The organism is Streptomyces palmae (genome assembly GCF_004684805.1).
In the GTDB taxonomy this organism is placed as follows: Bacteria; Actinomycetota; Actinomycetes; order Streptomycetales; family Streptomycetaceae; genus Streptomyces; species Streptomyces palmae.
Map to the genome: position 1 here is coordinate 1 of NZ_SRID01000174.1, position 13,924 is coordinate 13,924.

General features: G+C 72.2%; 11 protein-coding genes and 1 pseudogene. 4 read left to right on the forward strand and 8 right to left on the reverse strand.

Annotation, left to right across the window (positions count from 1 at the left end; genetic code table 11):
- The 4 genes and pseudogenes from E4099_RS18510 to E4099_RS18525 form a co-directional block, all read right to left on the reverse strand.
- Positions 1-1,211 (reverse strand): serine hydrolase domain-containing protein (locus E4099_RS18510; RefSeq protein WP_135340205.1); only part of this gene is annotated, 1,211 nt, incomplete at its 3' end.
- Positions 1,208-2,767 carry an alpha/beta hydrolase gene (locus tag E4099_RS18515; protein ID WP_135340206.1) on the reverse strand — a complete coding sequence of 520 codons (1,560 nt, stop codon included), beginning with the start codon at positions 2,765-2,767 and terminating at the stop codon, positions 1,208-1,210. The genes E4099_RS18515 and E4099_RS18510, both read right to left, overlap by 4 nt.
- A 150-nt stretch (positions 2,768-2,917) precedes the next feature.
- Positions 2,918-3,796: an endo alpha-1,4 polygalactosaminidase gene (locus E4099_RS18520; RefSeq protein ID WP_245244975.1), complete on the reverse strand. Its 879-nt coding sequence runs from the start codon at positions 3,794-3,796 to the stop codon at positions 2,918-2,920.
- Between the two features lie 218 nt (positions 3,797-4,014).
- Positions 4,015-5,271: pseudogene (locus tag E4099_RS18525) on the reverse strand (M1 family metallopeptidase); the annotation flags it as partial.
- A gap of 357 nt (positions 5,272-5,628) precedes the next feature.
- Between E4099_RS18525 and E4099_RS18530 the strand changes: the two are divergent.
- Positions 5,629-6,489: a DUF8017 domain-containing protein gene (locus tag E4099_RS18530; protein WP_245244977.1), complete on the forward strand. Its 861-nt coding sequence runs from the start codon at positions 5,629-5,631 to the stop codon at positions 6,487-6,489.
- A 195-nt stretch (positions 6,490-6,684) separates the two neighbouring features.
- Here E4099_RS18530 and E4099_RS18535 read toward each other — a convergent pair whose 3' ends face one another.
- Positions 6,685-7,506, reverse strand: a complete 822-nt coding sequence (locus tag E4099_RS18535; RefSeq protein WP_135340208.1) for a MerR family transcriptional regulator — start codon at positions 7,504-7,506, stop codon at positions 6,685-6,687.
- Positions 7,507-7,891: 385 nt separating this feature from the next.
- Between E4099_RS18535 and E4099_RS18540 the strand changes: the two genes are divergently transcribed.
- Positions 7,892-8,557 (forward strand): TetR/AcrR family transcriptional regulator, encoded by a 666-nt coding sequence (locus E4099_RS18540; protein WP_135340209.1) that lies wholly within the window; start codon positions 7,892-7,894, stop codon positions 8,555-8,557.
- Between the two features lie 72 nt (positions 8,558-8,629).
- On the opposite strand, the gene E4099_RS18545 is transcribed toward E4099_RS18540, so the two are convergent.
- On the reverse strand, positions 8,630-9,013 hold the full coding sequence (locus E4099_RS18545; RefSeq protein ID WP_135340210.1) for a DUF5997 family protein: 384 nt from the start codon (positions 9,011-9,013) through the stop codon (positions 8,630-8,632).
- A gap of 58 nt (positions 9,014-9,071) precedes the next feature.
- Here E4099_RS18545 and E4099_RS18550 point away from each other — a divergent pair, with 58 nt between their 5' ends.
- Positions 9,072-9,833 (forward strand): LysR substrate-binding domain-containing protein, encoded by a 762-nt coding sequence (locus E4099_RS18550; protein WP_135340211.1) that lies wholly within the window; start codon positions 9,072-9,074, stop codon positions 9,831-9,833.
- 151 nt (positions 9,834-9,984) lie between these two features.
- Here the strand turns inward: E4099_RS18550 and E4099_RS18555 are convergent, their stop codons facing one another.
- Both E4099_RS18555 and E4099_RS18560 read right to left on the reverse strand, forming a co-directional pair.
- Positions 9,985-11,589: an ABC transporter permease gene (locus E4099_RS18555; protein WP_135340212.1), complete on the reverse strand. Its 1,605-nt coding sequence runs from the start codon at positions 11,587-11,589 to the stop codon at positions 9,985-9,987.
- Positions 11,586-12,509 (reverse strand): ABC transporter ATP-binding protein, encoded by a 924-nt coding sequence (locus E4099_RS18560; protein WP_135340213.1) that lies wholly within the window; start codon positions 12,507-12,509, stop codon positions 11,586-11,588. The genes E4099_RS18555 and E4099_RS18560 overlap by 4 nt, the downstream gene beginning before the upstream one ends.
- Positions 12,510-13,078: 569 nt before the next feature.
- On the opposite strand from E4099_RS18560, the gene E4099_RS18565 reads away from it, so the two are divergent.
- Positions 13,079-13,924, forward strand: an 846-nt coding sequence (locus E4099_RS18565) for a beta-ketoacyl synthase N-terminal-like domain-containing protein (protein ID WP_209446655.1), incomplete at its 3' end; no start/stop codon positions are given.

Consider the following 13,924-nt stretch of genomic DNA (forward strand, 5'->3'; position numbering starts at 1 on the left):
CCCGCCCGCAGGGCGTTGTCGACCAGGCGCAGCGCCGCCTTCGCCTGGGCCTCGCCCCGGGCGTCGCCGAAGCGCACGGTGAAGACGGCGGCGGCCGCGGCCCGGCTGCCGTCCGCCGAGACACCGCTCTCCGAGGCCATGCCCAGGTGGGTGCCGCCGTGGAACCAGATGCCCTCGCCCCTCGGCCCGCCGGGCCGCCAGGCGATGCCCATGCCGTAGCGCACGCCCTCGGCCGGTATCCAGTCGTCCGCCGCCACGGTCCGCCGCATCGCCTCGAACTGGGCGGGGCGCAGCAACCGGCCGCCCAGCAGCGCGCGGAGGAAGACGGTCAGATCGCGGGTGGTGCTGATGATTCCGCCGTCCGCGCCGCCACCGGTGGTCAGCGAGGTGTCGATCAACCGCGGGCTGCCGGGGAAGCCCGTGTACGCGGTCGCGGTCGGCTGGGGTACGTATGCCGAGCCGCCCGGGATGAGGGTGTGCCGGAGCCCGAGCGGCCCGATGAGCCGCTCGTGCACCTCCTGCGCCCAGGGGTGACCGGTGACCTCCTCGATGATCTGCCCCAGCAGCACGTAGTTGGTGTTGGAGTAGCCCCAGCGCCGCTCCTCCGCCGGGTCGGTGGCGTCCGGCAGCCACAGCGGGGGCCGGCTCAGGGCCGCCGCCACCTGCTCGCGCGGGGAGGAGGACCGGAAGCGGGTCCGGAGATAGCCCTCGGGGGTGAGGATGTCGCCGTCCGCCGCGGTGAGGTAGTCGCCCAGGCCGCTGGTCTGGCGGAGCAGGTTGGCGACGGTGACCCGGCGGCCGTCGTGGCCCTGGCCTCGTACCAGACCCGGCAGCCACCGCTCGACGGTGTCGGTCAGTGCCAGTCGGCCCTCGCCGGCCAGCTGGAGGACGACGGTGGCGGTGAACGTCTTGGTGTCGCTGCCGATGCGGTAATAGGCGTCCCAGGGCACCGGGTGGCCGGTGCCCACCGCGGCGGTGCCGGCCCGGGCGACGGTACGCCGCCGGGCGGTGCCCACCTCGGCGAGGACGCCGGTGGCGCCGGTGGCGCGGATCGCGTCCGTATCGGCCTGGAGCCGCCCGCCGGCCGGTGCCTCGGCGGCGCCGCTCGGCGCGGCGGAAGCGGTGCCGGTGCCGGTGCCGGTGCCCACCAGGAGGGCAGCGGCGGCGGCCACACCGGTACGCCGGCTCAGCACCGGCCCCCGCGCGCTCACCGGGCCGCTCCCGTCGGGGCGCACTCGATGTCCTGGGCGGGCAGGGTTCCGCCGCGCAGGTAGGCGTTGACGGCCTGGTCGGCGCAGGGCACCGGCTCATGGCCGTCGATGGCCCGCCCGTAGACGCCGTGCGAGCGAATGTCCGCGGTGACCAGGCGGGACCCGGTGAGCCTGCGGTGCAGGGCCAGGGCGCCCTCGTAGGGCACGTTGTTGTCGCGGCGGGCCTGGAGCATCAGCACCGGTACGTCGTTGCCGATGGCGGTGCCCGGCTCCCGGGGCTCCGTCCCCCAGAACGCGCAGGGCGCGATCATGTCGTTGACCACTGGGCCGAAGACCGGCTGGTCGGCGCGGCTGCGTTGGATGTTGCGCCAGTAGGTCTCCGGGTCCTTGGGCCAGCCGCCGGCCGGCCAGCCGCCATCACCGCACATGAACAGCGCCCCACCCACCATGCTGTCGCCCAACTCCGGCGAATTGAGCAGTTCCAGCAGGGCGGTGAGCTCCGGTCCGGGCTCGATCGGCCGGCCGGCGGCGGCGTCGACCAGATCGCGCACCACGGAGGCCAGCGCCGGATCGTTCTCCTGGTGCTGCACCAGTTGCCTGAGCAGCAGCCGCAGGACGGGGGCGTTCAGCCGCTGCCCGGCCACGGCGATCGGCCGGTGCTCGGCCTGGCCGAGCAGCCCCTGCACGGTGGCCCGCACCTGGGCCCCGGTCGCGCCGAGCCGGTAGGTGCCGTGATGCCGGGCGGCCCATCCGGCCCACTCGTCCAGCCCCGCCTCCAGGGGCGCGCCCGCCCGCTGGAACAGCTCGTACTGGGTGGCGGCCGGGTCGGTGGAGGAGTCGATCACCATACGGTCGGTGCGGCCGGGGAACAGCTGGGTGTAGACGGCGCCCAGGTCGGCGCCGTAGGAGACGCCGTAGTAGGAGAGCCGGGACTCGCCCAGCGCGGCCCGGACGGCGTCCATGTCCCGGGCCACGTTCCGGGTCGAGGCGTGCGGCAGCAACTCCGCGTTGTCCCCGTACTCCTGGCAGCGCCGTGCGGCGTCCCGCGCGGAGGCGACCGAGGCGTCGAAGTCGCGGCGCGGGCTGGTGACCGGACCGGGCGGCGGCGCCGGCCGGGCCGGGGCGCAGCGGACGGGGGTGCTCTCGCCGAGGAACCTCGGGTCGAAGCCGATCAGGTCGTACTCGTCCGCCACCTCGCGCAGCGCCGGGCGGAGCGCCAGGGTGCCGGCGAGGCCGGTGCCGCCCGGACCTCCGGGGTTGGACAGCAGGATGCCGCGCCGCTTGGCCCCGGACGCGGCCTTGATGCGGGAGATGGCGATCCGGATCGTGCGGCCGCCGGGGTCGGCGTAGTCGAGCGGGACGGTCACCTTGGCGCACTCCGCGCCCGCCGCGTTCAGCTCCTTCTGCGCGGCGGAGCAGGGCCCCCAGTCGAGGGGTTGTTGGCGCGGGGCCGGCGCGGGCCGGGCGGCCGGCTCGGGGGCCGCGGCGGCGGGTACGGCGGCGGCGAGTAAGCCGGCCAGGCCCAGGCCGAGAGCGGTACTGGACGGGATGCGCATGGTGCTCCTCGGGTCGAACTTCAGTGCGTCCCTGACGCTAGAAGTCGGACTCCTGCCCCACCATGCGGCTGCCTGGTCGGTGATCGCGGGGGAATTCCCCCTTGACAGCAGGGCTGGACGCCGCCCGATCGCCGCTCTCGGTCCTGCCCCTCAGCAGTCGGCGAACCGGTATCCGGCCGCACCCTTCGAGGTGACGTCCACGTCCCGGCGGACGATCGAGAGGCGGTCGCCCCAGAGGCGGCAGCTCTTGGCGAAGTCCGCGTCCCGGTACTCGATGACGAAGACCCGGTCGCGATACGCCTTGGCGTACGCCCCGCACTCGTCGTACCGGCCGCACTCCTCCGCGACCGCGAAGTCGAAACCGATGGCGGCGCGCCGGTCGAGCATCTCCGCGGTGTTCTTCTGACCGATCGCCAGGCCCGCCGCGTGGGAGCGGTGTGCCAGCAGCCGGGCGAAGGCCGCGTTGTCCGACTGCCGGAGCAGCCCCTGGGACCGGTCGTAGCTGTCCAGGTTGTCGGGCTCCACGGCCTGGAACCCCGATGCGGCGCAGCCCTTGATCCAGCGGCCGACGATGGCGGCCAGCCGTTCGCGTTTGTCCGCGGTGGAGGTGTCCAGGAGGACCTCGTCCCAGTCCTTGTCGATGACCGGCCGGCCGGCGGCGTCCTTCAGCAGCAGATCCGGGTGGTTCGCCCGCCACCAGGGGAGTTCGTCGGGCTGCGCCTGGAAGGCGTTGACGTAGCAGATGTTGTAGAGCCCGCGGGCCGGCTCGGCGGCGCGGTCGCGGGAGACCGCGCGGACCGCGGCGGCGGGCCGGTAGGGGCCACCGATCTGGTAGTCGAAGCGGGCGTTGGCGGTCGGCGGCACCACCTGGGCGGGCGTGCCGGTGACGGTGCGCGCGGAGGGCTGGGAGGAGTCGCCGCCGGAGGGTCCGTACAGCAGGAGTCCGCCCGCGAGGGCTCCGGCGACGGCGCAGGCGGCGCCCGCCAGCAGCACGGGCCGGCGGAGCAGGGGGGAAACACGCTGGGGCACGCGCACTCCTGACGTTGCGGGGCGGGTCGCGCGGCCACCTGCGGCGCGCGCGGCATCAGGATTTCACGAGCGGTCGCACCCCCCGGGCCCCTCCCCGATGTCCCGGCCCGACGCCCCAGCAGAGCCCGCCGTGCGCCGTGTACCCGGGCGGTGGCGCACGAGCGGGCGGGCGGCGCTGAGGCCGCCCGCCCGTACCGCGCGGGACCGGTGGGGCCGGGTCAGCCCTCGATGCGGTGCTGCTGCCAGAAGGTGGTCAGGTCGGTGCTGGTGGTGGCCTGCGCCGCCGCCTTGAACTCGGCGGTGGTGGAGACCCCGTACCAGTGTCCCTGCGCGTAGTCGCGCAGCAGCTTGGTCATCGCGGTGTCACCCACCACCCGCCGCAGGTCGTGCAGGCTGCACTTGCCGTAGCCGTAGACGACGGTGGAGTACCGGGAGGAGTGGGCGTCCCAGTAGGCCATCGAGTTGGTGATCTTCTCGTCGGGCGAGGCCCAGGAGACGTTGTTCCAGCAGCCGGAGCCGGTCTTGCCCAGGGCCAGGTCGGTGGCGTAGTCGGTGAACGCCTCGTCCAGCCAGGGGTTGTTGTACTCGTCGTCGCCGACGATCCCGTAGAACCACTGGTGGCCGATCTCATGGGTCAGCGCGGTGGTGCTGACCAGGTCGAGCACGAACCCCGGGTACTCCATGCCTCCGAACCAGAAGTTGTTGTCCAGCACCGCGTCCAGTTCCTGGTACGGGTAGGCGCCGAACCGCTGGGCGTGCGCGTCCACCGCCGAGGTGGAGGTGTTCAGCATGGCCTGGGCGCTGGAGGAGCTGATGCCGCCCGCCGAGTAGACGTTCACCTTGACCCCGGCGGCGGAGGTCCCGGAGATCTTGGTGAACGGTCCGGCCGCCCAGGCGAAGTCCCGGACCTTGCTCGCGGTGGCCGTGGTGACCGTGCGGCCGGCGGAGCCGGGAGTGTCCACCGAGGTGCCGGTGGCGGGCACGGAGAGGGTCGAGGGGTGATCCAGCGTCACGGTGAAGTCGGACGCCAGGGAGTAGAAGGACTCACCGTTGTTGGTGTACGGATCGAGGTGCCAACCGGAAGCGTCCTTGACCGCGAGCACCGGCAGCGCGTTGCCCAGGAAGTTGTACTTGCCGTCCCGGCCGAACCGGTCGGCGCCGACCGGGACGGTGATGCCCAGGTCGAAGTCGACACTGGCGCGCTCCCCCTGGGCCAGCGGCTGCGGCAGGGTGATCTTGAGCGCGGTGCAGTTGACGGTGGGGGCGGCTGCGGTGCCGCCGGTCACGTTGGTGACCTTGATCGGCATCGCCGAGCAGGTGCCGTGCGCGTTGTCCCACAGCCGCAGGTACACCTCGTTCAGCGGGTCGGCCGAGGTGTTGGTGAAGCTGACACTCTCGTGCCCGGTCCAGTTGGCGCCGGTGCTGTCGCTGGTCAGACTGACGGTGTAGGCGGGCGAGTCGGGGGTACGCGCCCCGACGGCGGAGACGGCCTGGGGGCCGGCACCGACCGCGGTTCCCGCTGCGGCGATGACGGCGGCGCCGGCTCCGGCGATGAAGGCGAGCAGTCTGCTTTTCATACGGTCCTCTCAGGAAGGCCGAGGCGAACCGCTCGTGGGGGAGCGGTGGGGGGCGGTGGTCAACGCCGGTCGCGGCGGCCCCGCACGGCGGTCGCGCGGAGCAGCCTCGCGACGCCGCCACTCACCCTGGAGTCTGCGGTCACCTGCGGAGACGGGGGAGATCGCACACCTCTATAGCTCGGAGGGATATCCCTGCCGGCCGCCCGGCCGCCGCCCCGGAGAGCGGAGGCGCGCGACTCGCCTAAGGTATTGGTCATGTCTTCGTCACAGATCCACCAGCACCACCTCATGCACCACCCGCAGTCCCCGGTACCGCCCCGCCGCGTCAGGAAGGCCCTCTTCGGGGCCGTGGGCCTGGGCATGGTCCTCGCCCTGACCGGTTGCAACGACAGCGCCGACGCCGACGCAGGCAAGAAGGACGGCGCCCCCGCCGCACAGTCCAAGGCCCCCTCCCAGGCGCCCGCTTCGCCCGGCACGGGAAGCCCCGCCGACCCCGCGGCGACCCCCGGGAACGACCAGCCCACCGTTCCGGGATGGCAGACCCAGGCGCGCGCGGAGCACCACTTCCGCTACGACGTGCCGGGCACGGCCGACAAGTGGAACCTGATCGACCAGGACAGCGCCATCTCCTACACGGACGCGAACGGCAAGCCGATCGTCGTCATGACCGGCGCCTCCCACTACCGCGAGGGCGGCTGCGCCTCCAACCCCAACCCCAAGGCGCTGGGCGAGGCGGGCAAGGGCCAGCTCGCCACCATCGGCACCACCGGCGGCGGCACGGAGGGCACCCTCCAGGAGAACGCCCGCAACTGGGCCGGAAACTGGGGCTTCATGGCGTACGGCGGCCCGGACAACAAGCCCAAGATCGAGGTCAGCCAGGCCAAGCCCTGGAAGCACGGCGGCATCGACGGCTACACCGCGACCGCCAAGGTCACCGTTGTCAACCGCCCCAGCTCCTGTGTGCCGCCGACCGCCATCGTGCACAGCATCGCGCAGAAGCTCCCCGACGGCACCATGCACGGCTGGGTGATCTACGCGGACCAGGGCGTGCCGAACGCGCTGACCGAGGCGGAGATCCAGAAGATCATGAACACCGTCCGGCCCACGGGCAGCTGACGTCCGACCGGCCACCGCACACCGGCCGCGCACCGGAGCCCCCGGGGCCCGGCGCGCGGCCGGGGCCATGTCGCGGAGCCGGCGCGCGTTCTCGGCGCCCCGCGGACGGTCGCGCCGGGGAATGCCGCGCTCGGGCCGGACGGCGTGCGCAGGCCGGTCCTGGCCCACGGTGCTCCAGGCCGGTGTCCGTGAGCGTCAGGGCCTGGTCACCGGCGCCTGCAATTCGGTCACCCACTCGTCCCGGTTCGGCGGGCACTCCAGGTTGATCTCGCGCGGATAGCCGGTCGACCGGTAGCCGTTGCCGTCGATCCAGCGGGCCAGGGCCTGGGCCGTGGGCAGCACCGTGTCCATGGAACCGTGGTGCACGATCGTCGCCGCCTGGTCGACGGGCGGCAGGTCGAGCACGCGGACGGCACCGTCCTGGAGCGGGGCCGCGACCTCGACCGCGGCGTGCACGCGGATCCGGCCGCCGCCTTCCGGGGCGTCCTCGTAGTAGGCGACCCCGGGGCCCGAGGGCGTGACGCCCGCCGCCTCCAGGCGGCGGAACAGTTCCTCGTAGAGCGGCCCGATGACCGGGCCGATGTCCTCGGGGTCAAAGCTCGCGGCGGTCGCGGTCAGCTCCGCCACCCGGACCGCCGGAAGACTCTTGATGACAATCTCGTTCGCGGGCATGCGCCCCTCGCTCTCGATCGATCGGAGCCTCGCCTCGACCTGGACGAGCCGCGCGGCGGCCGCCGCCATGTCGGCCTCCAGCTCGACCCGCCGCAGCCGCAGCATGGCACGCAGTTCGTCAGTGCTGACCTCCTCGTCCAGGATCTGCCGGACCTGCTGGAGCGAGAGTCCGAGATCCTTGAGCGCGATCACCCGGTTGAGGCGGGTCAGCTGGGCGGCCGTGTAGGAGCGGTAGCCGGTGGCGGGGTCGACATGGGCCGGGCGCAGCAGGCCGGTTGCGTCGTAGTGGCGCAGCATCCGGACCGAAACGCGGCCGTGGCGGGCGAAGTCTCCGATGGTGAACATGGTGTCTCCCAGTTCAGCACCTGACACGGTGTGAGGGTCAACAAGCGCCTCGCCCGGCGACCAGGCCGACGGTAGCCGTCCGCATCCTCAGGGGCGCCCGCGTGAAACCCCCGCGGCCCGGCCGGCAGCGGCGCCGCCAGGGTCCGCGCTCGGCTACGACCCGGTCGCCACCGCCCCCGGCATGTCCCCCGAGACCGGCTCCCCGGCGGGCTCCGGGGCCCGTCGGCGGGCCGCCTTCCGGCGTTCATGATCATTGTGCGACACGGCTGTATAGGTTACAGTCCTGATGAGTAGTTTTCTTTACGAAGGTGTAGTCACTTTCCAGAACCCAGACCGCGAGAGCGAAGTCGGCGGTCGAGTGAGATGAGAGATGGCCGGTCACCCCATGGATGAGCCACCTGCCGAAGACCTCACCGCGCGCGCCCGCATCAGGAACGCGGCGCTGCGCCTCTACGCCGAGCGCGGCACCGAGAAGGCCACCATCCGGGAGATCGCCAAGGTGGCAGGGGTCTCCGCGGGACTGGTCAGGCATCACTTCGGATCGAAGGAAGCCCTGCGCGAGGCATGCGACTCGTATGCGCTCGAACAGATCATGGACGCCAAGCAGCAGGCCGTCGACGACCAGCAGGTCGGCAACGTCGCCTTCCTCCAGGCGGTCCATCCGCGCCTGATACTGCTGCAGCGCTATCTGACCCGCGCGATGATCGACGGCTCGCCGGCCGCCGCCACCCTCTTCGACCGCATGGTCGACTTCACCGAGCAGTGGGTGGCCCTGCACAACCCCGAGGTCACCGAGGACCGCCGGGCCTACGCCGCGGTGCTGGTCGCGATGGCCGCCGGGCCGACCATCCTCTCCGACCAGCTCTCCCGGGTGCTGGGCGGCGATGTACGCAGCCCCGAGGGGCATCTGCGGATGAGCAGGGCCGTGGTCGACATCCACTCGCACACCCTGCTCAGCCCCGAGCTGGCGGCCCAGGCACATGCGACCCTGGGCGACCTCCAGGCCCAGGAGGCGCCGACCGGACCCCGCGCCGGCGCCGACCACAGCTGAGCCCCCGGCCGCGCCGCCCGGGTGGGACGGCCGCCCGGGGGCCGGCTGGAACCCCGCTCGCGTCTCGCGGGGCTACTCGCCCTGCGCCGCGCGCTTCTCCTTGATGCGCACCGCTTCCTTGCGGACCTCGGCCTGGGTGGCACGCTCCCGCCGCAGCCACTCGGGGAGCTCGTCCTTCAGCGCGTCGATCTGCTCCGTGGTGAGCGGCTCGGTGATGCCCCCACGCGCCAGGCCGGCGATGGAGACGCCCAGCTTCGCGGCGACGACCGGTCGCGGATGCGGACCGTTGCGCCGCAGCTCGCTCAGCCACTCGGGCGGGTCGGCCTGCAGCGCGTTCAGCTCGGCGCGTGAGACGACACCCTCCTGGAACTCGGTGGGGGTGGCCTGGAGGTACACGCCCAGCTTCTTCGCCGCGGTCGCGGGCTTCATCGTCTGGGCGGTCTTGTGCGTCGTCATAGGACAAGGGTATCGAGCGTGTGCACGACCCTTGACCACGACCGGCTAACCTGGCGGGGTGACTGGCTCGGACGCAACCCCCTCGTTCCGGCTCGCATACGTCCCGGGAGTCATGCCCACCAAGTGGGTGCGGATCTGGAACGAGCGGCTGCCCGACATCCCCCTGATCCTCACCTCGGTCTCCGCCGCCGAGGCCGCCGACGTGCTGCGGAACGGCGACGCCGACGCCGGTCTGCTGCGGCTGCACGTCGACCGGACGGGACTCAGCGTGATTCCCCTGTACACCGAGACGTCCGTGGTCGTCGTCCCCAAGGACCACCTCGTGGCCGCGGTGGACGAGGTGTCCACCGCGGACCTGGCCGACGAGATCGTCTTCCATCCGCTCGACGAGACCCTCGACTGGGAGCAGCGGCCGGGCCGGCCCGCCCTGGAGCGCCCCGCCACCACGGCGGACGCGATCGAACTGGTGGCGGCCGGGGTGGGCGTGCTCGTCGTCCCGCAGTCGCTCGCCCGGCTCCACCACCGCAAGGACCTCACCTACCGCCCGGTGTCGGACGCCCCGCAGTCGCGCGTCGGGCTGTCCTGGCCGGAGGAGGAGACCACCGACATGGTGGAGGACTTCATCGGGATCGTCCGCGGACGTACGGTCAACAGCACCCGGGGCCGCCGCCCGGCCCAGGCCGAGCCCCAGCGCAAGAGCTCCGGGACCGGCGGCGGCCACCGCAAGCCCGCCGCCGGCACCTCGGCCGGCAAGAGCGCACGCGGCGCCTCCCGTGGCTCCCGGCCCGGCAAGCGCGGCAAGCCCCGCCGTCGCTCATAGCCACCGCACCGGCCGCCCCCCCCGCGCCGCGCCCGCCCCGCGCTCGGCCCGGAAATCCAGGACCGGCCCGTGCCGCTGCCGCCGCACGGAACCGCGCCCCGGAGAGTGCGACACCCTCCGGGGCGGGGCTGACGGGACTCCGCGGACAGGACTAGTCGGCGACGGGCCGGCGGCGGAAGCCCGCCAGCCCGGCGGCGGCCATCGCCACGGCGATGACCAGCAGTGCCACGAACGGTGTGGCGCTCACCGAACCGCCCGGCAGATGCGGGATGTGGGTGAACGGCGAGAGATCCAGCAGCCACTGGTCCAACTTCATCGCCGACCCGATCAGGCCGAAGAACAGGCACATGCCCAGGCCCGCCCAGGCGAGCCCGGTGAGCCGGGGCAGCAGGCCGAACAGGGCCACCGTGAACGCCGTCAGCACCAGGACCGCGGGGATCTCCGCCACCGCCGCACCGAACACCCGGGGCAGCTCATGTCCCATATCGCCGGTGTTGACGCCATGCGTCACCCCGGCGGCCAGTCCGGCGGCGGTCAGCGCGGCGACCGGACCCAGGATCGCGAAGACCAGATGGCTCGCCGCCCACCGCAGCCTCCCGACCGGGGCGGCCAGGATCGGCTCGAGGCGGCCGGCACTCTCCTCGTACCGGAGCCGCAGCGTGGACTGGATCGCGTACCCGGCCGCGAAGACGCCGAGGATGCTCATGATGGTGGCGAGATAGGCGTCGACCAGCCCGGAAGCGCCGCCGGTGCGGGAGAAGATGTCCTCCAGATCCTGGTTGTCGTTGAGCATGTCCTTGATGCTCTCGGCCAGGCTGCCCAGCACCACACCGAGCACGACGAATCCGGCGACCCAGCCCCCCAGCACCCCCCGGTGCAGCCGCCAGGCGAGCGCCAGCGGACTGCGCAGCGAGGGCGCGGCCGTGGCGCTGCCCAGGCGCTGCGGCAGCAGCCCGGCCCCCAGGTCGCGCCGGTCGGACAGCCTGAAGGCCAGTGCCAGCAGCGCCCCGGTGGCCCCGATGATCAGGGCGAGCACCCACCACTGCTCGTCCGCGTAGGGGCGCAGCCGCTGCACCCAGCCGATGGGCGACAGCCAGGACATCCAGGCCACGGTGCCGTTGGACTCGGCACTGAGGTCGCCGACGATCCGCAGCAGGACGGAGAGGCCGAGCGCGATGGCCGAGATGGCCCAGGCCCCACGGGCGCTGCTGGTCAGCTGTGCGGCGACAGCACCGATCGCGGCGAAGAGGATCCCGGCGCCGGCGCACTCCAGGCCGAGCGCCAGCGAGCCGCCGCCGGGCAGGCCGCGCGCGGACATCGCGACCGCCACCAACACACCCAGGACCAGGTTGGCGATGAACGAGGCGAGGAAGGCGGCCGTCAGCGGTGCCTGCCGGCCCACCACGGTCGCCCCCAGCAGCTCGCGCCGGCCGGCCTCCTCCTCGCTGCGGGTGTGCCTGATCACGACCAGCAGGCTGACCAGCGCGATGACCACCGGAAGGAAGCCCGCCCGCCAGGCGACCAGCTCACCGAGGGAGGAGCCGTACAGCCGCCCGTAGAGCGTGGTGAAACCGCCGTTGCTCCGGTTGATGTCGGCGTAGTCGGCACGCTCCCGGGCCGTGGGGTAGAGCTCCTCGAAGGAGCTCACGAAGCTCACCACGACGATGAAGAACACCAGGTAGATCGGTGGCACCAGCAGCCGGTCGCGCCGCATGACCAGGCGCATCAGCCGACGGGTGCCGGCGAGGTCGTTCACCGGGAGACCCCCAACTGCCGCTCGCTGTTCGGCCGACGGTTGTACTGCTCGATGAACAGCTCCTCCAGCGTGGGCGGCCGACTGATCAGGCTGCGCACCCCGGCGCCGGCGATCCGCCGCAGCACCTCGTCGAGTGCGTCGTTGTCGACCTCGAAGCGCAGATGGCCGCCCTTCTCCTCCTTGAAACCGTGGACCCCGGGCAGCGTCCTCAACTCCTCGGGCACGGTGTCCACGGTCGCCTCGATCGACGTACGGGCCAGCCGCCGCAGCTCCTCCAGACTGCCGCTCTCCACCGCACGCCCGTCGCGGATGATGGTCATCCGGTCGCACAGCGCCTCGACCTCGGAGAGGATGTGGCTGGACAGCAGCACCGTGCGCCCGTTCCGCTCGATCTCCTCCTGGATCACTTCCCGGAACACCTGTTCCATCAGCGGATCCAGTCCGGACGTCGGCTCGTCGAGCAGCAGCAACTCCACATCGGAGGCGAGCGCGGCGATCAGCGCCACCTTCTGCCGATTGCCCTTGGAGTACGCCCGACCCTTCTTCCTCGGGTCCAGGTCGAAGCGCTCCAGCAACTCGGCGCGGCGCTGCTGGTTCAGCCCGCCGCGCAACCGGCCGAGCAGATCGATCACCTCACCGCCCGAGAGGTTGGGCCACAGGGTGACATCGCCGGGCACATAGGCCAGCCGGCGGTGCAGCTCCGTGGCATCCCGCCAGGGATCACCACCCAGCAGGGTGACGGACCCGGCATCGGCGCGCATCAGGCCGAGCAGGATCCGGATGGTGGTGGTCTTGCCGGCACCGTTGGGGCCGAGGAACCCGTGGGCCTCCCCGGTCCGCACCGTGAGGTCCAGCCCGTCCAGGGCCCGGGTCTGCCCGAAGGTCCTGACCAGCCCGGTCACCGCGATGGCGTCAGTCATGGCTGCTCCTGTGGTCCGCGGAGCGCGGCTCCGCGTTCTTCGACGGATGGTCTGTGTCGATGCCCGCGGGGCCGATACGGCTCGACTGCCGTCGCCCGCTCCGCAGCGCTTCGGAGTGGGGAAGGGACCGCGTCTCCACACCGTGGGCGGGCGGTCTGCCGATGCGCTTGCGCACCGTGTGTTCTGACGTCCTCATCACGCGACCTATCCAGGTGCATCGGATGCTGTCCACGTGTGCAAAGTACCACGCGCGCGTATAGGTGGCCGGTGGTCCCGGCGAACTTCTGACGGTCCCTTCACCTCTTCCGGCGGCGCTCACACATGGCGGACGATCAGACACCGATGGCCTACCACCGGGCGGATGTTCCGGCCAGTGGTCGTGCGGGAGCCAACCGGTGGTTAGGCCGACTTAAGGAGCCGCGCCGACGATGGGCTCACCTCGGACGCGCATGGGTGCCTGCGGTCCCCAGCGCTCACCTGCGTACGTACTGGTCGGCATGCGCCGGAACGCGTCACGGCAGATAGGTGACCCCTGGCGCCCGTTTGCGGAGAAAGTGGGTGCGCCGGCGATGGCGAACGACGAGGCGAAACTCCTCGAGAACCTCAAGTGGGTCACAGCGGAACTGCGCGACACCCGCCGCCGCCTGCGGGAGGCGGAGTCCGCGGATTCCGAACCGATCGCCATCGTCGGCATGGCCTGCCGCTACCCCGGCGGAGTGACCGGCCCGGACCAGCTGTGGGACCTGGTCGCCGAGGGCCGCGACGGCATGGGGGCGTTCCCCACCGACCGCGGCTGGGACCTCGACACCCTCTTCCACCCGGACCCCGACCACCCTGGCACCAGCTATGTGCGGGAGGGTGGCTTCCTGTACGACGCGGGGGATTTCGACGCCGGTTTCTTCGGGATCAGTCCGCGTGAGGCCCTGGCGATGGATCCGCAGCAGCGGCTGCTCCTGGAGACCGCCTGGGAGGCATTCGAAAGCGCCGGCATCGCCCCCCGCAGCCTGCACGGCAGCAGCACCGGCGTCTTCACCGGCATCAGCGCCCACGACCACCTGGTGCTGAGCAGCATGTCCAGGACCGAACTGGAGGGCTACGTCGGCACGGGCACCGCCGGCAGTGTGGTGTCGGGTCGTGTGTCGTATGTGTTGGGGCTTGAGGGTCCGGCGTTGACGGTGGATACGGGGTGTTCGTCGTCGTTGGTGACGTTGCATATGGCGTGTGGGGCGTTGCGGTCGGGGGAGTGTTCGTTGGCGTTGGCTGGTGGTGTGACGGTGATGTCGACGCCGGGTGCGTTTGTGGAGTTTTCTCGGCAGCGTGGGATGGCGGTGGATGGTCGGTGTAAGGCGTTTGCGGGGGCGGCGGATGGGACGGGGTGGAGTGAGGGTGTGGGGTTGGTGGTGTTGGAGCGGTTG